Origin of the sequence: Micromonospora sp. NPDC023966 (assembly GCF_040639095.1) — a bacterium.
Lineage (GTDB): Bacteria > Actinomycetota > Actinomycetes > Mycobacteriales > Micromonosporaceae > Micromonospora.
Genome location: NZ_JBEZZJ010000037.1, coordinates 1 through 21,449 on the forward strand (window position 1 = coordinate 1; position 21,449 = coordinate 21,449).

18 protein-coding genes are annotated in these 21,449 nt (G+C 74.7%); 6 read left to right on the forward strand and 12 right to left on the reverse strand.

Features of this window, described 5'->3' with window-relative positions:
• Positions 1–19: 19 nt before the first annotated feature.
• Positions 20–439, reverse strand: coding sequence for an ADP-ribosylation/crystallin J1 (locus tag AB0F68_RS29710; protein WP_357344198.1), 420 nt, complete (start codon positions 437–439; stop codon positions 20–22).
• 147 nt (positions 440–586) lie between these two features.
• Between AB0F68_RS29710 and AB0F68_RS29715 the strand changes: the two genes are divergently transcribed.
• Entirely contained in the window at positions 587–1,102 is a 516-nt protein-coding gene (locus tag AB0F68_RS29715; RefSeq protein WP_357344200.1) for an NUDIX domain-containing protein, read from the forward strand.
• Positions 1,103–1,237: 135 nt separating this feature from the next.
• A complete protein-coding gene (locus tag AB0F68_RS29720; protein WP_357344202.1) occupies positions 1,238–2,509 on the forward strand; it encodes a sulfite oxidase in 1,272 nt (423 codons plus the stop codon).
• 75 nt (positions 2,510–2,584) lie between these two features.
• Here the strand turns inward: AB0F68_RS29720 and AB0F68_RS29725 are convergent, their stop codons facing one another.
• The 4 genes from AB0F68_RS29725 to AB0F68_RS29740 all read right to left on the reverse strand — a co-directional run bounded on the left by AB0F68_RS29725 (position 2,585) and on the right by AB0F68_RS29740 (position 7,424).
• Entirely contained in the window at positions 2,585–3,151 is a 567-nt protein-coding gene (locus tag AB0F68_RS29725) for an RNA 2'-phosphotransferase (RefSeq protein WP_357344203.1), read from the reverse strand.
• 41 nt (positions 3,152–3,192) lie between these two features.
• Positions 3,193–4,260, reverse strand: coding sequence for a hypothetical protein (locus AB0F68_RS29730; RefSeq protein ID WP_357344205.1), 1,068 nt, complete (start codon positions 4,258–4,260; stop codon positions 3,193–3,195).
• A gap of 90 nt (positions 4,261–4,350) precedes the next feature.
• Positions 4,351–5,400 carry an aldo/keto reductase gene (locus tag AB0F68_RS29735; protein ID WP_357344207.1) on the reverse strand — a complete coding sequence of 350 codons (1,050 nt, stop codon included), beginning with the start codon at positions 5,398–5,400 and terminating at the stop codon, positions 4,351–4,353.
• A gap of 86 nt (positions 5,401–5,486) precedes the next feature.
• Positions 5,487–7,424, reverse strand: coding sequence for an ABC transporter ATP-binding protein (locus AB0F68_RS29740; RefSeq protein ID WP_357344209.1), 1,938 nt, complete (start codon positions 7,422–7,424; stop codon positions 5,487–5,489).
• A 249-nt stretch (positions 7,425–7,673) separates the two neighbouring features.
• Here AB0F68_RS29740 and pgi point away from each other — a divergent pair, with 249 nt between their 5' ends.
• Positions 7,674–9,308, forward strand: coding sequence for a glucose-6-phosphate isomerase (gene pgi / locus AB0F68_RS29745; protein WP_357344295.1), 1,635 nt, complete (start codon positions 7,674–7,676; stop codon positions 9,306–9,308).
• A gap of 44 nt (positions 9,309–9,352) precedes the next feature.
• On the opposite strand, the gene AB0F68_RS29750 is transcribed toward pgi, so the two are convergent.
• Positions 9,353–9,763, reverse strand: a complete 411-nt coding sequence (locus AB0F68_RS29750; protein WP_357344211.1) for a type II toxin-antitoxin system Phd/YefM family antitoxin — start codon at positions 9,761–9,763, stop codon at positions 9,353–9,355.
• A 54-nt stretch (positions 9,764–9,817) separates the two neighbouring features.
• Positions 9,818–10,366, reverse strand: coding sequence for a GNAT family protein (locus tag AB0F68_RS29755; protein ID WP_357344213.1), 549 nt, complete (start codon positions 10,364–10,366; stop codon positions 9,818–9,820).
• Between the two features lie 101 nt (positions 10,367–10,467).
• On the opposite strand from AB0F68_RS29755, the gene AB0F68_RS29760 reads away from it, so the two are divergent.
• Together AB0F68_RS29760 and AB0F68_RS29765 are read left to right on the forward strand one after the other, a co-directional pair.
• A complete protein-coding gene (locus AB0F68_RS29760; RefSeq protein ID WP_357344215.1) occupies positions 10,468–11,802 on the forward strand; it encodes an SWIM zinc finger family protein in 1,335 nt (444 codons plus the stop codon).
• The gene (locus AB0F68_RS29765; RefSeq protein ID WP_357344217.1) at positions 11,799–14,342 is read left to right on the forward strand and encodes a hypothetical protein; all 2,544 of its coding nucleotides are present in this window, start codon (positions 11,799–11,801) and stop codon (positions 14,340–14,342) included. The genes AB0F68_RS29760 and AB0F68_RS29765 overlap by 4 nt, the downstream gene beginning before the upstream one ends.
• Before the next feature lie 51 nt (positions 14,343–14,393).
• On the opposite strand, the gene AB0F68_RS29770 is transcribed toward AB0F68_RS29765, so the two are convergent.
• Genes AB0F68_RS29770 through AB0F68_RS29790 form a run of 5 tightly spaced genes read right to left on the reverse strand, consistent with a single transcriptional unit; the run spans position 14,394 to position 19,708 of the window.
• Positions 14,394–16,115, reverse strand: a complete 1,722-nt coding sequence (locus tag AB0F68_RS29770) for an acyl-CoA dehydrogenase family protein (RefSeq protein ID WP_357344219.1) — start codon at positions 16,113–16,115, stop codon at positions 14,394–14,396.
• Positions 16,112–16,687 carry a PadR family transcriptional regulator gene (locus AB0F68_RS29775; protein WP_357344221.1) on the reverse strand — a complete coding sequence of 192 codons (576 nt, stop codon included), beginning with the start codon at positions 16,685–16,687 and terminating at the stop codon, positions 16,112–16,114. The genes AB0F68_RS29770 and AB0F68_RS29775 overlap by 4 nt, the downstream gene beginning before the upstream one ends.
• 60 nt (positions 16,688–16,747) lie before the next feature.
• Entirely contained in the window at positions 16,748–17,896 is a 1,149-nt protein-coding gene (gene hflX, locus AB0F68_RS29780) for a GTPase HflX (protein ID WP_357344223.1), read from the reverse strand.
• A gap of 31 nt (positions 17,897–17,927) precedes the next feature.
• Positions 17,928–18,392 (reverse strand): hypothetical protein, encoded by a 465-nt coding sequence (locus AB0F68_RS29785; RefSeq protein ID WP_357344225.1) that lies wholly within the window; start codon positions 18,390–18,392, stop codon positions 17,928–17,930.
• Between the two features lie 44 nt (positions 18,393–18,436).
• Positions 18,437–19,708 carry a hypothetical protein gene (locus AB0F68_RS29790; protein WP_357344226.1) on the reverse strand — a complete coding sequence of 424 codons (1,272 nt, stop codon included), beginning with the start codon at positions 19,706–19,708 and terminating at the stop codon, positions 18,437–18,439.
• 199 nt (positions 19,709–19,907) lie between these two features.
• Between AB0F68_RS29790 and AB0F68_RS29795 the strand changes: the two genes are divergently transcribed.
• Complete coding sequence (locus tag AB0F68_RS29795; RefSeq protein ID WP_357344228.1) at positions 19,908–21,383, forward strand: NAD(P)/FAD-dependent oxidoreductase; 1,476 nt, start codon at positions 19,908–19,910, stop codon at positions 21,381–21,383.
• Positions 21,384–21,449 lie beyond the last annotated feature (66 nt).

Sequence of the window (21,449 nt, forward strand, 5' to 3'; positions counted from 1 at the left end):
GACGGCGGCATCGCCTACATCACCGACTCCGGGTCGAACGGCATCGTCGTGGCGGACCTGGCCACCGGCGCGTCGTGGCGGCGGCTGCACGACCAGCGGGGTGGAACTCGTGCACGACTTCGATGCGGCCGACGAGGTGCGCGTTGAGCAGGGGCACATCCTCGGCGGGGATCCAGAGTTCGCGGATCTCCCGGCCACCGACCTGACGAACCGGGTAGCGGTCGGCGAAGTCCCGTTGCACCGCGAACCGGGTCACGTAGCCGACGCCGGAGGCCGGGACGTTCCAGTCCCGGGCGATCAGGACGGCGTACTCCTCGGTGAGCACCGGGTAGAAGATCGGTTGGTCCGGGAGGCGGGGCGGCCACGCGCGCCAGCCGGACGCCTCGACCAGCGCCAGCTCCTCCGGCCCGGTCGGCCGCCACAGCGTGATGGTCTCCACCGTCTCCTCCTCCCGCGTCAGGCCGGGGCAGGCTACCGGCGGCGGCACCGGCCCCGCGAGGGGATTCCGGCCCGGGGCACCCGGAGACACCCCGCGCGGACGGGTGAAGGGCGCGCCGGAGCGGCCGGGCGGGTAACGTGCAACGGCGTGACCGCCGCTCCGTACGCGCACTGCTCGTTCTGCGGCGCGGCCTACCCGGCGGGGGCCGGGTGGCCGCGTGTCTGCCTGGTCTGCGGCGAGACGGTGTGGCGCAACCCGCTGCCCGTCGCGGTGGCGGTGCTGCCGGTCCGCACCCCGGACGGCCTCGGCGTGGTGGTGGTCCGCCGGGACATCGAGCCGGCCCGCGGCCAGCTCGCCCTCCCGGGCGGCTTCATCGAGTACGGCGAGGAGTGGTCCGAGGCGCTGGTCCGCGAGCTGCGGGAGGAGACCGGGCTGCTGGCCGAGGCCGACGAGGCGCGGCTGTTCGCGGTGCACGGGGCGCCGGCCGGCGGCACCATGATGGTCTTCGGCGTGCTGCCCGAGCGGCCGATCGGTGACCTGCCCCCGTCGGCGCCGACCGAGGAGGCCACCGAGTGGCTGGTCCTCACCGAGCCGGTCGAGCTGGCGTTCTCCACGCACACCCGGGTGCTGGCCGACTTCCTCGGCGGCCGGTCCACCGACTGACCCGGCGGGGTCGTGCTCGGCGGGCCACCGCCGGCACGGTGACGCCGATCGACGCCACGGACCTCGGCCGACGCTGCGAAAAGTCCTATTGATTGAATAGGAAAGGCAGCGTCGCCGAGCCTCCGGAGGTCTCCCGTGTCCCACGCCGAAGCCGACCACGACACCCGCCGGAGCCGGCAGTGGCTCGCCGGGGAGGCCCGCGGCCCGGGCGTCGACCGCGACGGGTTGCTGGAGCTGGGGGCGGCCATGGCCGCCCTAACCGCCGCGGCGGCCGAGCGCGAGCCGGTCGCGGTGGCGTCGGCGCCGGTCGGCGTCGACCCGGGCACGCCAATCGCCAAGCCGCTGCCGCCGGAGCTGCTGCGCCCGCTGGACACCAACGCCGAGATGCACTGGGCGGCGATGGCCGGGCAGGGGTACGTGGTGCCGAACGACCGGTTCTTCGTCCGCAACCACACCGTGACGCCCCGGCTGGACGCCGACACTTGGCGGCTGCGCCTCTTCGGCACCGGGCTGCGGGACGCCCCCACCCGCGACGCCCCGGTCGAGTTCAGCCTCGACGATCTGCGCCGGCTGCCCGCCGAGGAGAGCGACGCGCTGCTCGAGTGCGCCGGCAACGGCCGCCGCTACTTCGCCGACCAGCAGGGCGATCCGACGCCGGGCGTGGCCTGGGGGCTGGGCGGAGTCGGCGTGGCCCAATGGCGGGGTGTCCGGCTGGGCACCGTGCTGCGCCTCGCCGGGCTCCGCGACGACGCGGTCGACGTGATGCCCGAGGGGCTGGACCCGGACTACGTGACCGGCGGGATCAACCTGGGCCGGGTACGCCGTCCGCTGCCGGTCGCTAAGGCCCTAGACGACGTGCTGCTGGCGTACGAGATGAACGGCGAGCCGCTCCCCGCCGACCACGGCTTCCCGGTCCGCGTGGTGGTGCCCGGCTGGATCGGCATCTCCTCGATCAAGTGGGTGGGCCCGGTCGAGGTCTCCACCACTCCCCTGTTCTCCCCGTGGAACACCCGGTTCTACCGGATGTTCGGCCCCGGGCACCCGGCCGAGGGCACGGTGCTGGGCGCGCAGCCGGTGAAGAGCGCGTTCGAGCTGGCCTGGGACGCCCGCGTGCCGGCCGGCGCCGAGGTGCTGCTGCGCGGCCGGTCCTGGTCGGGCAACGGCCCGATCGACCGGGTCGAGGTGGACACCGGCGACGGCTGGCGCCCGGCCGACCTGGTCGCCGCCGACCGCGGCGGCGCCTGGCAGCGCTGGACGGCGCGCTGGCGCCCTCCGGCCCCCGGCCGGTTCACCCTCCGCGCCCGCGCCACCGACATCACCGGCGCCACCCAACCCGACCGCGCCGCCCCCAACACCCTCGCCTACCTCTTCGACGCGGTGGTCCACCACCCGGTCACGGCCGCCTGACCCGCGCCCCTCCCCCGCCGGTGATCATGAAGTTGTTGCCCCGACACGCCGGTGCCAGTGGTCATAACTTCATGATCAACGGGGCGGGGGCGGGGGTGGGGGCGGGGCGGTGAGGTAGGCGGGTGGGACGGTGTCCGTGAGCCAGACGCCGTTGGCGCTGCGGTAGAAGCGGTACCCGTTGGCCGACATGGCGCCGGCGTCGATCGTGAGGATCACGACGGGGCCGGTGCGGCGGGCGCCGACGCGGCGGGCGGTCTCCTCGTCCGGGGAGAGGTGCACGTGGTGGCGGCGGCCGCGGCGCAGCCCCTCGACCCGGATCGCGGGCAGCACGGTTTCGCTGGTGCCGTGGAAGAGGCGGTCGGGCGGGGTGGCCGGGGCCAGGCCGAGGTCGACGGGAACGGAGTGGCCCTGGCTGGCCCGGACCCGGTCGACCCCGTCAGGTCCGCGTTCGACGGCGAAGCGCTGCTTATCGTTGCCGGCCACCACGGCGTCCAGGTCGGCACGGCTGATCCCCAACGCGGCGAGCAGGTCGGCGACCGGCACCCAGCCCGCCCGGTCGAGCGTCAGGTCGAACCGGTCGGGGTGGTGGCGCAGCGCCAGCGACATGCGCTTGCTCACCCGGACCAGGTCACGATGATCCACCCGGACAGTGTGACCCACCGGCCCAGGGCCGTCGACGGATATCAGCGGGTGGCGCCCGAGCCGGCGCTCACCATCAGCCCCGCGGCGTCGACCACCTCGAAGTCGCTCCCGCGCAGGCCGCCGAGGGCGTGCAGGGCGTCGTTGTCCCAGCGCGGATCGGGGGCGCCGGAGAGGAACCAGGCCGAGCCGTGGTCGGCGACGATCAGGCCGTACCGCTCCATCGCCTCGGCGACGACCCGGGCCTGCCGCGGCAGCCGGGACAGGTCCACCGAGCGCTTGAGCCGCAGCCGCTGGCCGAGCTGCGGCAGCGCCGGGTCGGTGGCCGACGAGGCGGAGTGAGTGGCCGGCCAGGTCCAGCCGGTGCGGGTGCGCGGCACGGTCACCCGGACGGCGTGGTCGATCCGGCCGGCGGCCACCTCGTCGTAGCGGACCAGCCCGGCCAGGATGGACAGCCCGGCCGCGTCGGCGGAGGTCCAGCCCGCCCGGCGCAACCGGTTCGACCGCAGGTCGAAGACCGCTCCCGAGCCGGCCCGCCAGCCGGCGCCGGACCGGTGCGCGTCGAACAGCTCGTACGCCCGGCACGCCGCCCGGTCCCAGACGATCACGTGCCGGTCGCCGGTGCCGTCCGGCCCGCCCTCGACCGCCGCGTCCGGCGGGACCGGGTACGGCCCCGGGTCGCTCTCGTCGGCGTACCCGAAGGTGACGGGGACCCGCCGCTGCCCGGCGGGTACGACGGTGACCGGGATGCCGATCGGTGCGCCCTCCCACCGGCCGGAGCCGAAGTCCGCGTGCACGGTGGCGCCACCGCCGATCGTGCCGATCATCGCCGCGGAGCGCGGGTGCACGGGCAGCCGGGAGACGTCGGCGTGCCAGACGTTGTCCGCCGGGAAGATCTGGCACGGCCGGGCGCTCGGGCTCGGCCGGCCGCCGAGCCCGGCGCGGGCGGCCGGGACGGGCGACGGACCGGCCGGTGGGGCTGCCGTGGCGGTGACCCCGCCGCTGGGCGCCGGCGCGGCGGCCGGCGGGGCGCCCGGCCCGGAGCAGCCGGCGGCGGAGAGGGCGAGCACGGCCGCGACGGCGGTGGCGCGGCGGGCGGACGGGCGGGCCATTCCGGGCATCCTGCCGGAGAACGGCCGCCGGCGGCAACCGGTCGCTCCGGCCCACCGGCGGCCGTCGGACGGCGCCGAGGCGCTACGGCGTCAGGAGGCGGCGCGCTCGGCCGGCGGCCTGCGGCGGAAGGCCGGGTCGGTGAGCACCGGCGGGGACCAGGCGCCGTCCGGCTGGTAGAGGTTGGTGCCGGGCGGGACGATCTCGTCGATCCGGTCCAGCACCGCGTCGTCGAGCGCCAGCGCCGCCCCCTTGAGCAGATCCTCCAGCTGGGCCAGGGTGCGCGGCCCGATGATCGCCGAGGTGACCGCGGGGTGCGCCACGGTGAACGCGACGGCCAGTTCGGGCAGCGAGCACCCGATCTCGTCGGCGAGCGCGATCAGTTCCTCGACGGCGGCGTACTTGGCGGCGTTGCCGGGCAGGGCAGGGTCGAACCGGGCCGGGGTGAGCGCCGGCCGGCCGGCGGTGAGGTCGACGACCCGGCCGGCCCGGTACCGTCCGGAGAGGAAACCGGAGGCCAGCGGGCTCCACACCAGCACGCCCATCCCGTAGCGCCGGCAGACCGGGAGGACCGACGTCTCGATGCCGCGGGCCAGGATCGAGTACGGCGGTTGCTCGGTGCGGAACCGGCCGAGCGCCCGCCGCTCCGCGACGTGCTGCGCCTCGACGATCTCCTCGGCCGGGAAGGTCGAGCAGCCGAACGCCCGGATCTTGCCGGCCCGGACCAGGTCGGTGAGCGCCCCGAGGGTCTCCTCGACGTCGGTGGTGTGGTCGGGCCGGTGCACCTGGTAGAGGTCGATCCAGTCGGTGCCCAGGCGGCGCAGGCTGTCCTCCACGGCGCGGACGATCCAGCGGCGCGAGTTCCCGCCCCGGTTGGGCCCCTCCCCCATCGGGAAGTGCACCTTGGTGGCCAGGACCACGTCTTCTCGCCGGCCCCGCAGCGCCTTGCCGACGATCACCTCCGACTCGCCCGCCGAGTACATGTCGGCGGTGTCCACGAAGTTGATGCCCTGATCGAGGGCGGCGTGGACGATCCGGACGCAGTCGTCGTGGTCGGGGTTGCCGACCGACCCGAACATCATCGTGCCGAGACAGTGGACGCTGACCTGGATGCCGGTGCCGCCGAGGACGCGGTAACGCATGGGGGCTCCCTGGGATGACGCCGCGCTGACCGGGCGGCGGCCGGTGCGGTCACCGTAGGAGTTCGAGCGCGCTCGAGGTCAACCGCTCAGCCGCCGGCCTCCCCGGCCTGGGCCAGGTAGCCGGCCGCCTGCAGCTCGAACAGCTCCCGGTAGAGGCCCTCCTGGGCCATCAGCTCGTTGTGGTCGCCCTGCTGGATGAGCCGGCCGTGGTCCATCACGAAGATCCGGTCGGCGTGCCGGACGTTGGCCAGCCGGTGGGTGATCAGCACCACGGCCCGGTCGGGATGCCGCCGCAGGTGCTGGAAGAGGGCGTGCTCGGCCCGCGCGTCGAGGGCCGCCGAGGGTTCGTCGCAGATCAGCAGCCGGGCGTCCGGGTAGAGACCGCGCGCGGCCACCAGCCGCTGCCACTGCCCGCCGGAGAGGTCCTGGCCGTCCTTGAACTGCCGGTCCAGCAGCGTGTCGTAGCCGAACGGCAGCTCGGTGATCATGTCGTGCGCGACGGCGTCCCGGGCGGCGTCCTCGACCTCGGGCCCGGGCCGGTCGGCGGGCCGGTCGTGCCGGCCGATCCGGATGTTCTGCCGGACGGTGAACGGGAACTTCCACCAGTCCTGGCTCATCACCGCCACCTGGGCGGCGGTCTGCCGAGGGTCCAGCTCGGCGGCGTCCACCCCGTCCCAGCGGATCACGCCGGTGGTGGGCCGGTAGAGGCCGGCGATGAGCTTGGCCAGGGTGGTCTTGCCGGAGCCGTTCTCCCCCACCAGCGCGATCACCTCGCCGCGCCGGACGGTCAGGCTGACCTCGTCCACCGCCGGCGTCTCGGTGTCGGGGTAGCAGAGGCTGACCCGGTCGAGGTCGATCCGGTCGAAGCCGTCCACCGGCCGCGTGCCGCCGGCCGGCACGCGGCGCCGGGCCCGATCCAGGAAGTTCCGGTAGTCCTGGTAGTAGAGGGCGTCCTCGTAGATCGAGTTGGTGGCGAAGACGGCGGTGCGCAGGCCGGCCCGGGCCGACTGCAACGCCAGCAGGGCTGTGGCCGCGGCGGCCAGGGCCACCACACCGTTGAGCAACAGGCCGCCGAGGACCGCGTAGAGGCCGAAGGCGGCGACCCCGGTGGCCGACAGGCCGACCGCGCGGGTCACCGTCTGCGACCGGGCCAGGCGCAGCTCGGCGTGGGTCTCCAGGCTCATCACGCGGTGGAACTCCGTCAGCAGGAACGCCTGCATCTGGTACGCGCGGATCTCGGCGGCGGTGCGCCGGTCGGCCATCAGGTCGCCGAGCATCCACTTGCGTCGCTGCCGGGTGACCCGGGCCAGCCAGTCGAGGTGCTGGCGGCGGGCCATCCGCACCGCGGTCACCGCCTCCGGCGCGGCGGCGGCCAGCAGGCAGGGCAGCAGCACCGGATGGATCACCGTCACCGCCGCGGCGGTGGCCGCCACGCCGACCACGCAGGTGACCAGGTTGACGGTGTCGTTCACGATGGACCCGGCCTCGGCCAGGCCCCGGTCGCGCGCCCGCACCATCTCCTCGGCGAACCCGGCGTCGTCGAACGCCGCCAGCTCGACCGCCGAGGTGGTCTCGAAGAGCCGCAGCTCCACCGCGTAGTTGATCTGCGGGATGAGCCGCGCCTGCGCCCAACCCGCGGCGACGGTCAGGGCGCCTCGAGCGGTGACCGCCGCTGCCGCCAGCACCAGGGCGGGCATCGCCGCGCGGATCCGGTCGGGCGTGGGGCCGGCGGCGAAGAGCTGTTGGAGCACCCCCGTCGTGGCGAGCAGGCCTAGCGTGGTGAGCACGCCGGCGGCGACGTTGAGCCCGATCGAGGCGAGGGTGTCCCGCCGGCTGGTCGCCCAGGCCAGGGCGATGGCCTCCCGGACCAGGGCGGGCAGCCGGCGGGCCACCGCCCAGAATCCGGTGTGGGCGAACTCGGTGGCCCGGTGCATCCAGTGCGGGTCCGTCAGCTCGGGCAGTGCCGGCCCGTCGGCCGGCTCGTCCTGCTCGGACGGGGGACGTGGGCCGATCACCGTGGTCATCGCACCTCCTCGGCGGGGCAGGCAGCACCGGAGCCTACTGTCCGCAACCAGGTGTTGTCTGCTCGTGACCGGCGTGTCGTACATCCGTCCCAATCGCGTGTCGCGCCAAAGGTTCCCCGCTCCCGAGGGGTGGGCGATGTCGGGTCGCGTCGCGCGTACCCGTCCCGGGTGGCAGGCTGGTGAGGTCGCCGGCAGCGGGGCGACGCCGGCTCCGCCGGCTGACCCGTCGTGAAGGAGAAGATCGACCCGATGGCTGTGGACGTCACCACCACGGACGAATGGCAGGCCCTGCGCAAGCACGCCGAGGCGATGCGCGGCACGCACCTGCGGGAGCTGTTCGCCGCGGACGGGCAGCGGGGTGACCGGCTCACCGGCGACGTCGCCGACCTGCACGTGGACTACAGCAAGAATCTGGTCACCGACGAGACGTTGAGCCTGCTGACCGGGCTCGCCGAGCGCGTCGGGCTGGCCGACCGGATCACCGCCATGTTCGCCGGGGAGCACATCAACTCCACCGAGGACCGGGCCGTGCTGCACACCGCGCTGCGGCTGCCCCGCGACGCGTCGCTCACCGTGGACGGCCAGGACGTGGTCGCCGACGTGCACGCCGTGCTGGACCGGATGTCGGCCTTCGCCGAGCGGGTCCGCTCCGGCACCTGGCGGGGCCACACCGGCGAGCGGATCAGCACCGTGGTCAACATCGGCATCGGCGGCTCGGACCTCGGGCCGGTGATGGCGTACGAGGCGCTGAAGGCGTACCGGGACGCCGGGATCAGCTGCCGGTTCGTGTCCAACATCGACCCGACCGACATCCACGACAAGACCACCGACCTGGACCCGGCCAGCACGCTGTTCGTCGTGGTCTCCAAGACGTTCTCCACCCAGGAGACGCTGGCCAACGCCGACCAGGCCCGGCGCTGGCTGCTGGCCGGGCTGGACGCGGACGACAGCGCCATCGCCCGGCACTTCGTCGCGGTCAGCACCAACGAGCAGCGGGTTCGCGACTTCGGCATCGACCCGGAGAACATGTTCGGCTTCTGGGACTGGGTGGGCGGGCGCTACTCGCTGCCCTCGGCGGTCGGGCTGTCGGTGATGCTGGCGATCGGGCCGGCGCGGTTCCGGGAGCTGCTGAGCGGCTACCACGCCGTGGACGAGCACTTCCGGACCACGCCGGTGGCCCGGAACGTGCCGGCGCTGCTCGGCCTGCTCAACGTCTGGTACACCGACTTCCTCGGGGCGGAGACCCACGCGGTGCTGCCCTATTCGCAGTACCTGCACCGGTTCCCGGCGTACCTGCAGCAGCTCACCATGGAGAGCAACGGCAAGTCGGTGACGCGGGACGGCCGGCCGGTCACGTACCCCACCGGGGAGATCTTCTGGGGCGAGCCGGGCACCAACGGCCAGCACGCCTTCTACCAGCTCATCCACCAGGGCACCCGGCTGATCCCGGCGGACTTCATCGCGTTCAGCCAGCCCAACCACGACCTGGGCGACATGCACGACCTGTTCATGTCGAACTTCTTCGCGCAGACCGCCGCGCTGGCCTTCGGCCGCACGAAGGAGCAGGTCGAGGCGGAGGGCACCGCGCCGGAGGTGGTGCCGCACCGGGTGATGGCGGGCAACCACCCGACCACGTCGATCATTGCGCCGAAGCTGACCCCGGCGACGCTGGGCCAGCTCATCGCCCTCTACGAGCACATCGTCTTCACCGAGGCCGCGGTCTGGGACATCAACGCCTTCGACCAGTGGGGCGTGGAGCTGGGCAAGGTGATGGCCAACCATCTCGCGCCGAAGCTCACCGGGGCCGGGCCGGACCTCGGCGACGTGGACTCCTCCACCGCCGCGCTGATCCGCCGCTACCGCGCCCAGCGCGGCCGGGACTGACGTACGCCGGCGGCCTCCGGCCCGAGTGGTCGGAGGCCGCGGGGTCAGCCGCGCAGCAGGTCGGCGTGGGCGGCGCGGAGCCGGGCGAGCGACGGGTCGCCGGCCGGGGCGCGGCGGTCCAGCTCGGCCCAGACCTCGGCCAGGGCGTCGGCGAGCACGCGCAGCTCGGCGGCGTGCCGCCGGCTGCTCTGCCGGTGCAACTCCTCCAGCCGCCGGGACCAGCCGGCGCTGATCGCGGCGATCCGGTCGGCGTCGGCCCGGGCCTGCGCCGTGGTGCGTGCCGCCGCGGCGGGCACGATCGCGGCGACCGGGCGGGGATCGCCGTCGCGGGTGACGACGGTGACGGTGTCGGTCAGCTCGGCGAGGGAGACGAGCTGGGTGAGCCGGGTGCGGACCTCGCGCAGCGGCAGGGCGCGCGGCTGGGGGGACCGGTCGGCCAGTGCGGGGACAGCCATGGACACATGTTGACGTCCGGGTACGACAGAACCGCGCCGGCTGACCGCGCGGGATCAGCCGGCGGCCGTCCACTCCGGCGCCAGCACCGACCAGACCTCCATGTCGGCCCGGCCCTCCGGGGTCGGGGCGGCGCCGCGAAGAACCCCGTCTCGGCTCATGCCGAGCCGGCGGGCCACCGCGATGCTGCGCTCGTTGCCGGCCTTGGTGACCCACTCGACGCGGTGGAGGCCCCGCTCCCGGACCGCCCAGTCGATGATCACGCGGGCGGCTCTAGTGACCAGGCCCTGCCCCTCGGCGCCCTGCTCCAGCCAGCAGCCCGCCTCGCAGACCCCGGTGGTGGTGCTGAGCGACACGAAGAGCACGCCACCGACCAGGGTGCCGCGCTGCCAGATGCCCCAGAGCCCGCCGTCGTCGCGGGCCCACCGGTCGGCGTAGTTCTGCAGGACCCGGCGCGCGGACTCGGCGTCGGTGGCCACGAAGGACGCGCCCACCCAGGGGGCGATGTGCTCCCGACACCGGTCGAGGTTGGCGAGGAACTCGTCGGCGTGCCACGGCATCAGCGGCCGCAGCTCGGCGTCGTCGGTCAGCGGAAGAGCGAACATCCCCGCAACCTAGTGCGATCGCCACCGGCGCCGCACCGGGTTTGCGGCCGGCGGAGCGGCGGGCAGTCGTCATGTCGGTCGGTGGCCCTACGGTGTGCGCCGTGAACGCCGTCCAGACGTACCGATACCTCCAGCCGTCCGCGCTGCGCGCCGCCGGTCTCGACCTCCAGACCTGCGGCGGCCCGGCGGCCAACCCGCGGTTCTTCGCCGGGTTCCTCACCACTCCCACGGCCGCGGCCGCCGGCCTGCTGGCCGTCGCCGAGGTCGCCCGGACCCGCTACCACCAGCCGGTCAGCCCGGCGAGTCTGGACCCGGTGGTGACGGGCAGCCGGGACCGGCTGCGCTTCGAGTCCTTCTCCGGCTGCTGCGGCGTGTACGCCCGGATGGACGTGCTGCCGGCCGGCTTCGACGGCGAGATCGTGGGCCACGGCACCACCAACGTCGACGTCAACCCGCCGCTGCGCGAGGCGCTGGCCCGGGTCGGCGGGATCGAGCCGCTGCACGCCGCCGTCGGCCCGGACGACCTGACCGTCTCCACCATGGACGGCGCGGTGGTGGAGAAGAAGGTTCCGCTGCCGGGTCGCTGGCTGCGCGGCTTCGCGGAGGTGCAGGTGCTCACCGCGGCCTTCGAGCCGCGCGCCGAAGTCTCCGCCGCGGAGGCCGCCGCCTTCCTGCGCCGCCTCCCCGGCGGCGCCGACCGTTCGGTGCTCTGGGCGGTGCCCGCCGGGCGGACACTCCGGCTCACCTCGCGACCCGCGCCGGGCGCCGTCTGCCTGGCCGGCGCGGGCCGGCTCGCGGCGCTGCGCGGCCTGCTCCGGCACGCGCGCACCCTGCGGGTGTACGGGCCGGCGGTCCGGCCCGGCTCGCCCGCCGCGCCGAGCACCTGGGAGCTCGACACCGGGGCGCTGCGGCTGTCGCTGACCCTCTCCCCCGAGCCGTACCGGGGCTTCTCCGGCGAGGGTGCCGCCCTGCTCGCGCTCGCCGGTGACGAGGTGGTCGACGACGCCGAACTGGTCGGCGCGCTGCTCTCTTGGGACCCGACCATCGACGTGGCCGCGCTGGCCGACGCCGCCGGCCTCACCGATGACCGGGTACGCGCCGCCCTGGCCCAGCTCGGCACCGCCGGGCGGGTCGGCTACGACGTGGCTGAGGCCGGCTACTTCCACCGGGTCATGCCGTACGACGCCGGTCGGGCCGAGCGGGACAACCCCCGCCTGGTGGGGGCCCGGGTGCTGGCCGAGCGGGACGCGGTCGTCCGCGAGGGCGAACACGCCACGGTACGCAGTGGCGACGACGTCTATCGGGTGCGCCGGCTGCCCGACGGGGCGTACACCTGCACCTGCCGCTGGTGGGCACGGCACCGCGGGGAGCGCGGGCCGTGCAAGCACGCCCTGGCCGTGTCGATGACGATGGCGCCGGCGGAGGTGGGGGCGTGACCGACTTCTTCGAGTCCCTGACCCGGGGTGACGTGCCCGCCGTCCGGTCGGTGCTGCACGCGCTGGACGAGCCGGGCCGCCGGGCGCTCGGCGAGGAACTGGTCGCCCACGTCCGGCGGCGGCGGGACAACTGGTGGTGGGGAAAGGAGGCGACCGCGCTGGCGGTGGCCGCCGTCGGCACGCAGAGCACCGCGATCAAGGCCGCGGCACTGCTCGGCCGGCGGTCGGTGTGGCTCCGGGAGGCCGACCCCGAGCCGGTGATCGCCGCGGCACGGCAGCGGGGTGTGACCTGGCTGCCCGACCTGGCGTACCGGCTGGCCGAGCGGATGCGCCGCAACGAGCCGTGGCAGGGCTGGCACTTCACGGCGGCCCTGCTGCGGGCGGAGCAGGCGCCGCCGCCGACCGGGGACGCGTTCGTCGCCGGCTGGGCCAACGCGATGTGGTGGCAGCCGCTGCAGGCGCGGCAGCAGCAGCCGCTGCTCGACCGGCTGCGCGACGACCCGTTCCTGGACGCGCTGCTGCCCCGGCTGTTCGAGGTGGACGGGGTCGGCGCCGACCTGTCCGTCGGCGGTGACGGGCAGGCGGCGGCCCGGGCGCTGGCCACGCTCGCGGTGGAGGGCCGGCTCGACCGGGTCGCCCTGCTGGACGGGGTCCTCGGCCGGCTGCTGCGCGGGGACCGGCCGGCCGCGCTGCGCCCGTTCCTCGCCCTGCACGAGCTGCTGGCACCCACCCCGGACGAGGTCACGGCGCGCGCGGGCGCGTACCTTCGGCTGCTCGCCGACGCGCCGGGGCCGGTCGCGACGACGGCGCAGCGGGCGCTGCGCGGCCTCGACGACGCCGTGGAGCTGGAGGCCCTGGCGGAGGCCGCCCGGGCGGTGCTGACCCGGCCCGAGAAGGGCCTGGTTCGGGCACAGCTGTCCTGGCTGGACGCGCTCGCCCGGCAACGGCCGGACCGGGCGGCGGAGATCGCGGCACTCCTTGCGGCGGGAGCCGACCACCCGTCGGCGGACCTCCGAGACCGGGCGGTGGCGCTGGCGGAACGCCACGGACACCGGGCCGTTCGGCACGCCGCCGTGACGGTGGCCGGCGACGAGCTGCCACCCCCGACGCCGGCGGCGGCCGCCCCGCCCCCGATCACCGAGGTGGACGAGCTGGTCGAAGAGGTGTCGGCCGTGATCGGGCAGGGCTGGCCGGCGTCGGCGCTCGAGCGCGTCCTCGACGGCCTCGTCCGGCTGGCCACCACCGACCGGGACCGGCTCGAGGCGGCCCTGCTGCCGGTGCTGCGCCGCCACCACGTCGGCGAGTACGACCACATGTGGGCGATGTTCAACGTGCCGGTCCAGCTGCACCGGGTCCTGCTGGCCGCCGCCGCGCCGGCCGAGGCGGCCACCCGCCGGGACCAGTGGGCCGCGATCCTCAGCGAGTCGCTGACGCGGGCGCTGCGCCCCTTCCGGCGCCGGCCGGCCGTCGAGCCGCCCCGCCGGTCCGCCCTCACGCTGGTCTACTCCGCCCGGCTCGCCGAGATCGGGCAGCGGTTGGACGCCCGGGACGACCCGGGGCTGCTGGCCGCGCCCACGTCGGCCACCGGAGCCGTCGACCCGACCGTGCTCTACGAACGGCTGGCCGCCCTCGGCGACCGTCCGGTGTGGCGGTGGGATCTGACGCAGGCACTGCTCCGGCTGCCCGCCGGTGTGGACGAGCCGCTTGCCGCGAAGGCGGCGGCGCTCGGCACGGCGGCCGGTGACGAGCTCGCCGGCTGGCTGCGCGGGGACGCCCTGCCCACGCCGGTCCAGCGGGTGGTGACGGTCGGCCGGCGGGACCGGGCGGACACCTACGACTACGGCTACGACCGGCTGCCGATCCGGCGCACCGTGGTGGCGAGCGCCCCGTCCGAGGGTGTGGCGGACCCGCTCGGGCTGCTCACCGTGCCGGCTCAGCTGGTCGGCCGCGGGCACGGCGACTGGACCGACCTGTGGCCGGCGCTGCTCCCGGGGCACCGGGGCCTGGTCGCCGCGCACCTGCTGCCCGGCATCGCGCGGGCCGCGCAGGAGGACGTCCGGGAGGCCGCCACGGTGCTGCCGGTGCTGGCCGAGTGCACCGGCCCGAGCGGCCCGGCGCTCGACCTGGCAATGGCCTACGGGCTGTGCGCCCGCCACGAGGTGGACCGGGTCGCCACGCTCGACGCCCTGCTGACCCTGGCGGCCGCCGGGGACCTCGATGCGCCGGCCGTGGGCACCCACCTCGGCGGGCTGGCCGCGGACGGCCAGGTCACGCTGACCCGGGCGGCGACCCCGCTGCGGGACGCGGTCGCGGCCGGCGCCCCGCTGAGCACCTGGCGCCTGCTCGCTGGGGCCCTGCCGGCGCTGCTGACCGCGCCGACGCCGCCCCGGGGCACCCCCGATCTGCTCACCCTCGCCGCCGAGACCGCCCGCGCGACCGGGGTACGGATCGAGGTGCCGGGCCTGGCCGACGTGGTGGCCCGGGGCGGTGGCAGCCGGCTGGTGACCGAGGCCCGCCGGCTCGCCGCCGCGCTGGCCTGACGGGCGGATGGATCGGGCCGGCCCCGGGGCGGGTCGGCCCGACCGATCCCGTCAGGGGTCCATCTCGTACGCGCCGGAGAGGGCGACCACCCGCTGCCACACCCGGGCGGTGCGGTCGGCGTCGGTGACCGGGCGGCGGAGGTGGGCGAGCGCCCAGGCGGCCTGCGCTTCGGTGGTGGCCGCCTTGCCGTGCAGTTCGGTGGCGTAGCCGGAGAAGTCCCGGACCAGCAGGTCGAAGATCTCGTCCAGCAGGTCGGCGTCGAGGCCGGTCAGCTCGGCCTGCTCCAGGATCAGCTGGCCGTAGACGACCAGGGCGAACAGCTGGCCGACGGTGAGCAGGAAGTCCAGGTCCCGCTGCTGGGCCTCGTCCGGGGCGTGCGCGGCGAGCAGGGCGGTCAGCCCGTCGGCCTGCTCCCGGAACCGGGCCACGTTGGGCAGGTGGGCGTGCGCGTCGTAGGCGGCGCGCCAGTCGTGGAAGCGGATCGCGCCGAGGCCGCGGGCCGGACCCTGCCGGAAGAGGAACTCGTCGTCGGCCGGGTCGCGCCGGGTCGGCACGGGCGGGTGTTCGACCGGCCGGAACAGGTAGTTCGGCATGAACTTGAGGATCAGCGCCAGGTTGACGTGCACCGTCCCCTCCAGCTTCGGCAGGCCGCGGATGTCCTTGGCGGCCTTGTCGAAGTAGGTGTCGGCCTCGAAGCCCTTGGCGGCGATCACGTCCCAGAGCAGGTCGATCACCTTCTCGCCCTCGGTGGTGACCTTCATCTTGGTCATCGGGTTGAACAGCAGGTAGCGCCGGTCGTCCGGGCCGGCCGAGCGGAAGTAGTCGACCGCCCGGTCGCTGAACAGCTTCATGGCCACCAGGCGGGCGTACGCGTCGGTCAGCTCGCGGCGCACGTGCGGGAAGTCGGTGACCCGCCGGCCGTACAGCACCCGATTGTGGGCGTGGCCGACGGCCTCGTACATGGCGTGTTCGCAGATCCCGATGGAGGCGGTGCAGAGGTTGAACTTGCCGACGTTGACCGTGTTGAGCGCGGCGTCGAAGGCGGCCGGGCCGGTGTGCAGCACGTCCTCGGCGCGCACCGGGTAGTCCTCCAGGCGGAACTCGCTGACGTACATCTGCGCGTTGACCACGTTGCGGACCAGCCGGTACGCCGGGTGCCGGCTGTCGGCGGCGAAGAAGACGTACCCCTCGGGGCCCTCGACGTCGGCGCGGCGGCCGAAGACGGAGACCAGCCCGGCGACGTTGCCGTTGCCGATGTAGTACTTGCCGCCGGTGGCCCGGAAGCCACCCTCCCCGTCGGGGGTGAGCAGCAGGTCGGTGGAGTAGATGTCGGCGCCGTGCGGCCGCTCGGAGAGGCCGAAGGCCATCACGTGCCCCTCGTCGAGCAGCGCGGCGGCGCGGGCCCGGGCGGCGGCGTTTCCGCTCTGCCAGACCGGCCCGAGGCCGAGCACGGTGACCTGCCAGGTGTACCAGTAGCCGAGGCCGTAGAAGCCGAGGATCTCGCTGAGCGCGGCGTTGCGGGCGGTGTCCCAGCGCTTGTCCGGGTCGCCGCCGCCGTCGGCGGCCGGGGTGAGGAAGGTGGCGAAGAGCCCCTCCTTGGCGGCGAAGTCGAGGAAGTCGGCGTACCACTCGTGGTGGTTGTAGCTCTCCACCAGGGCCCGCTTGCCGCGGGACTCGAACCAGTCGATGGTGGCGCGCAGCAGCCGGCGGGAGGTCTCGTCGAGGTCGGCGGGGTCGTAGAGGTGGGGGTGGAACAGCAGCGGGTCGGTCACGGGTTGGCCTTCCTGGCGGTGGCGGGGTCGAGGTCGCGGAGGGTGTCGAGGACGTCGTCGAGCCAGGCCAGCACCATGCGCTCGTACGCGATGCCGCCGCGCAGCACGACGTGCTGGAGCGCCGCGCGGGCGTCCCGGGCGGCGGGGTCGGGGAAGTCGCGGCGCTCGCCGGCCAGGTAGCCGGCGAGGGTGGCCTCGTGATCGGCGCGGTAGCGCTCGACCTCGGCGACCAGGGCGGCGCGCCCGGCCGCGTCGTCGAACGCGACGCCGCGGATCTTGACGGCCAGCTCGTGCCGGACCGCCTCCGGCTGCACCGGGGCGCGCAGCCAGGTGACCAGGGCGGATCGCCCGGTGGGGGTGACCGACCAGACCTTCTTGTCCGGCAGGCCCTCCTGGCCGACCTCCTCGGCGGTGAGCCAGTGGTCGCTCTCCATCCGCTTGAGCACCCGGTAGATCTGCTGGTGGGTGGCGGTCCAGAAGCGGCCGATCGAGCGGTCGAAGCGCCGGGCCAGCTCGTAGCCGGAGGCGGGCTGTTCCAGGAGCGAGACGAGGATGGCGTGCTCCAGCGACATGCCGGCCATCTTGCTATGCAACGAGTTGCATAGCAAGCCCCGGTCCGGGACGGCCTCCGGTCAGCGGCGGCCCAGCCAGGCGGCCAGCGCGGCGCGCAGCCGGTCGACACCCTCGCCGGTCAGCGCCGAGACCGGCACGGCGTCCGGGCAGGCGCGGCAGAGCGCGGCCACCCACTCCGCCGGCGCCACGTCGATCTTGTTGAGCGCCAGCAGCTCGGGCACGTCCCCCGCGCCGATCTCGTGCAGCACGCCGTGCACGGTGGTGATCTGCTCCAGCGCGTCCGGCGCGGCGGCGTCCACCACGTGCAGCACCAGGTCGCTGCCGCTCACCTCCTCCAGCGTCGAGCGGAACGCGTCGACCAGTTGGTGCGGCAGGTGCCGGACGAACCCGACGGTGTCGGTGACGGTGTAGGTGAGGTCGCCCGTGGAGATCCGCCGTACCGTCGGGTCGAGCGTGGCGAAGAGCACGTCCTGGACCTGCGCGTCCGCGCCGGTGAGGCGGTTGAGCAGGGCCGACTTGCCGGCGTTGGTGTAGCCGGTGATGGCGACCGACGGCACCCGGTTGCGGGCCCGCCGGCCGCGGTTGCGCTCCCGCCGCCGGGCCAGCTCGGCGACGTTGCCCCGCAGCCGGGTGGCCCGCTGCCGCAACCGGCGGCGCTGGGTCTCCAGCTTCATCTCACCGGGGCCGCGGACGCCCATGCCGGCGCCGCCGGCCATCCGGCCGCCGCCCACCCGGGACAGCGCGCGGCCGTCACCGCGCAGCCGGGGCAGTTGGTACGCGATCTGCGCCAGCTCCACCTGCACCCGGCCCTCGCTGGTGCGGGCGTGCTCGGCGAAGATGTCCAGGATCAGCGCCGTCCGGTCGACCACCCGCACCCCGGTGCGTTCCTCGAGGTTGCGCACCTGACCGGGGCTCAGCTCGCCGTCGGCGATCACCACGTCGGCGTGGGTCCGCTCGGCCACCGCGGCCAGCTCGTCCACCTTGCCGGAGCCCACGAAGGTGGCCGGGTCGGGTTTCGGGCGGTTCTGCACCACCGCGTCGGCGACGGTCAGCCCGTCGGTGTCCGCCAGGCGGCTCAGCTCGGCCAGCGAGGTCTCGGTCCCCGGGCCGCTCCCGTCGCCGCCCTCGGGATGCACCGCCACCAGCACGGCGGTCGGCCGCCGTCCCGCCGTCGTGGCGCCCGCGCCCATCAACCACGTCCCGGCCATCGCCCACCTCGCTCCTCCGGCTGGGTGCGATCTACCCGGGCCGGACCGGACCATGCGGGGCGGGGAGATGGTCGCGGAGCGCGGCGAACTGCGCCACGGTCAGGTACGACGGGTTCGCCGCCTGCGGCTGGCGGAACACCTCGGCCCCGGCCAGCCGGGCGTCGGACCGCAGCACCTCCCGCCGCACCCGCCGCGGCTCGTCCAGGATCGTCAGGTCCAGCGGCAGGGTCCACGGCCCGCCCGGCTCACCGGGGATCGGCGCCGCGGCGACCCGGCCCAGGCCCCATACCCCGTACGGGGCCCGGCCGCGGCTGCCGCTGGCCCAGAACACCACCGGCTGCCCGGGGCGCATCAGCCGGACCCGGTAACCGGGGCGGACGCACCAACTGGTCACCCGGGCGTCGGCGGCGAAGCGGCCCGCCAGGTCCACGGCGTCCGCATTGCCCTTGATCAGCCAGGCGCCGAGGTCGTCGAGGGTCACCCGCCGGTCGCTCATCCGGCCATTCTGCGGCCCGGCCGACCGTCGTGCCGGGCGGCGGCTCAGATGATGAGGTGGGTCCAGTAGGTCAGCCAGACGGCGAACAGCGCGCCCTGGAGCAGCGCCAGCCCGGCGGTGAGCCAGGCGTCGAGGCCGGGCCGGCGGGCCCAGCGGGCCAGCACGAGCGCCACCGGAAAGGCGGCGAGCAGGTAGCGGAGCAGGCTCTTGTACACCGGCGGGCCCATCGACAGCGGCACCAGCACCACGATCACGGTGTAGACCAGGTACGGCCAGTCGGCCCGCCGGCGCAGCCCGACGGCCGCCACGATCAGCATCGCCACGGCGATCCAGACCCGCAAGGTGTCGGCTGAGTTGTCGCCGACGAGCGCCGACCCGGCCACGCCCAGCGGGTTCTGCACCTTGATCCCCCAGCCCTTCTCCTGGGCGTGCTGGTAGGCAAACCAGTCGCCGCTCTGCCAGCCACAGAACGCCATGAAGGTGAGCCAGCCGGCCGGGACCAGCAGCAGCGGCCAGCCCTGGCGCAGGTAGCGCGCCAGGGTGCGCGGGTCGAGCCGCCAGCCGTGCTGGCGCAGCAGCACCAGGGCCAGCGGGATCACCACCACGAAGCCGACCGAGCGGCTCATCGCCAGGAAGTAGCCGACGATCCCGACCACCAGCCAGCGGCGCTGCTCGGCGTACCAGAACGCGGCCAGGGCGAGGCAGACGAAGAGCGACTCGGTCAGCGCCGCCTGGAACAGGAACGCCGTGGGCAGGAGCAGCAGGTAGCGGGCCACGCGCCGGCCGTCCGCGCCGGCGTCGCCCGGGTCGCCGGCGCCGAGCAGCCGGGCGCCGAGCCGGTGGGCGTAGTAGAGCTGGAACAGCAGCGCCACGTTGGCGACCAGCAGCAGCGCCCAGGCGGTGTGCCCGCCGAACAGCGGCGCCAGGGGCCGGGCCAGGAACGGGTAGAGCAGCGGGAAACCGAAATCGGTCCACGGCCGGTCCAGCGGCACCCGGGCCAGGTGGTCGTAGAGGAACGAGTCCCAGGCGAACCAGAGCGAGATCCAGCGGTGCGACGAGATCTCGTCCTGCTGGGCCCGCATCATCGCCTCGTCGGCGGGTGGCGCGCCGGGCACCTGGTCCCAGGCGGTCAGCACCAGCACGCCGATCAGGCTGAGCACGAGCTTCGAGCCGGCGAAGACGGCGAGCACGAAGCCCCACGGGGCGGGGACCCGCGCGGCGAGCCGACGGCCCGCCGCCGCCAGCCGAGCGCGCGCGCCCGGCCGCAGGTCGGGGCCGGGTACGTCCGCCGTCCCGGCCTGCCGCTCGTCCGCCATCCCGCTCCCACCGGTCGCCCCGCGACCGACCCCCGGACCGGGAAACCGTCGGCGCTTCCCCGTTCCGCGCCGGTTCACACCCGCCCCACCCCGAACGGGTGACCCGGGGCCGGCGGATCGCGGGCGCAGGTGAGTCGGCCGGCAGGACGGGTAAGGGCGCTGCCGCATCGGCAGGCTGCTGGCGGGGGGCGCGGACGGCATGGGTGACGGCAACGGGACCGTGATCATCGGGGCGGGGCCCGCGGGGCTGACCGCCGCGTACGAGCTGCTACGGCACGGCGAGCCGGTCCGGGTCTACGAGGCCGACGAGGTGGTCGGCGGGATCAGCCGCACGGTGGAGCGGGACGGCTGGCGGTTCGACATCGGCGGGCACCGGTTCTTCACCAAGGTCTCCCGGGTGGAGGACTTCTGGCACGAGATCCTGCCGGACGAGGACTTCCTGCTCCGGCCGCGGATGAGCCGGATCTACTACCGGGGCGCGCTCTACGACTACCCGCTCAACGCCACCAACGCGCTGCGCAACCTCGGCCTGCGGGAGGCGCTGCGCTGCGTCGGGTCGTACGGCCGGGCCCGGCTGCGGCCGCCGAAGGACCAGTCGCACTTCGAGGGGTGGGTGTCGGCCCGGTTCGGCTGGCGGCTCTACTCGATCTTCTTCAAGACGTACACGGAGAAGGTCTGGGGGATGCCGGCCGACCAGTTGCAGGCGGACTGGGCCGCCCAGCGGATCAAGAACCTGTCGCTCTCCACCGCGGTGCTCAACGCGCTGCTGCCCAAGCGCAACCGCAAGGACGTGACCAGCCTGATCGAGGAGTTCCAGTACCCGAAGCACGGCCCCGGGATGATGTGGGAGCGCTGCACCGAGGAGGTGGAGAAGCGGGGCGGCACGGTCCGCACCAACACCTGGGTGACCGAGGTGCACCGGGACCCGGCGCAGCGGCGGGCCACCGCCGTCACGGTGGTCGACGCCGGGGGCGAGCGCACCGAACCGGCCGGCCACGTGATCTCCTCGATGCCGATCTCCGCGCTGGTGCGGGCCATGCAGCCGGAGGCCCCGCCGGAGGTACGGGCCGCCGCCGACGACCTGCGGTATCGGGACTTCCTGACCGTCGCGCTGGTGGTGCCGGAGGAGTTCTCCTTCCCGGACAACTGGATCTACGTGCACGACCCGGCCGCCAAGGTGGGCCGGATCCAGAACTTCGGGTCCTGGTCGCCGTACCTGGTGAAGGACGGGCGGACCTGCCTGGGGCTGGAGTACTTCGTGTTCGAGGACGACGAGATGTGGCGGACCCCGGACGCGGACCTGGTCGCCTTCGCCACCGCCGAGCTGGAGCGGCTGGGCCTGGTCCGCCCCGGCTGCGTGGAGGCCGGCTACGTGGTCCGGATGCCGAAGGCGTACCCCGTCTACGACGAGCGCTACCAGCACAACGTGGACGTGATCCGACACTGGCTGGCCCGGGAGGTGCCGAACGTGCATCCGGTGGGGCGCAACGGGATGCACCGCTACAACAACGCGGACCACTCGATGCTCACCGCCATGCTGACCGCCGAGAACATCGCCCACGACGCCGGCCACGACGTCTGGACGGTCAACGTCGAGCAGGACTACCACGAGCAGCGGACGCCGTCGCGGCACGGCACCGGGCGGGACGCCCCGGTCATGCCGGCCCGCCGGTAAGGCGCCAGCGTGAGGGCGGTCATAACGGCTGGACGCCCGGGGCGGGGCTGCTGCTAGCCTTCTCGG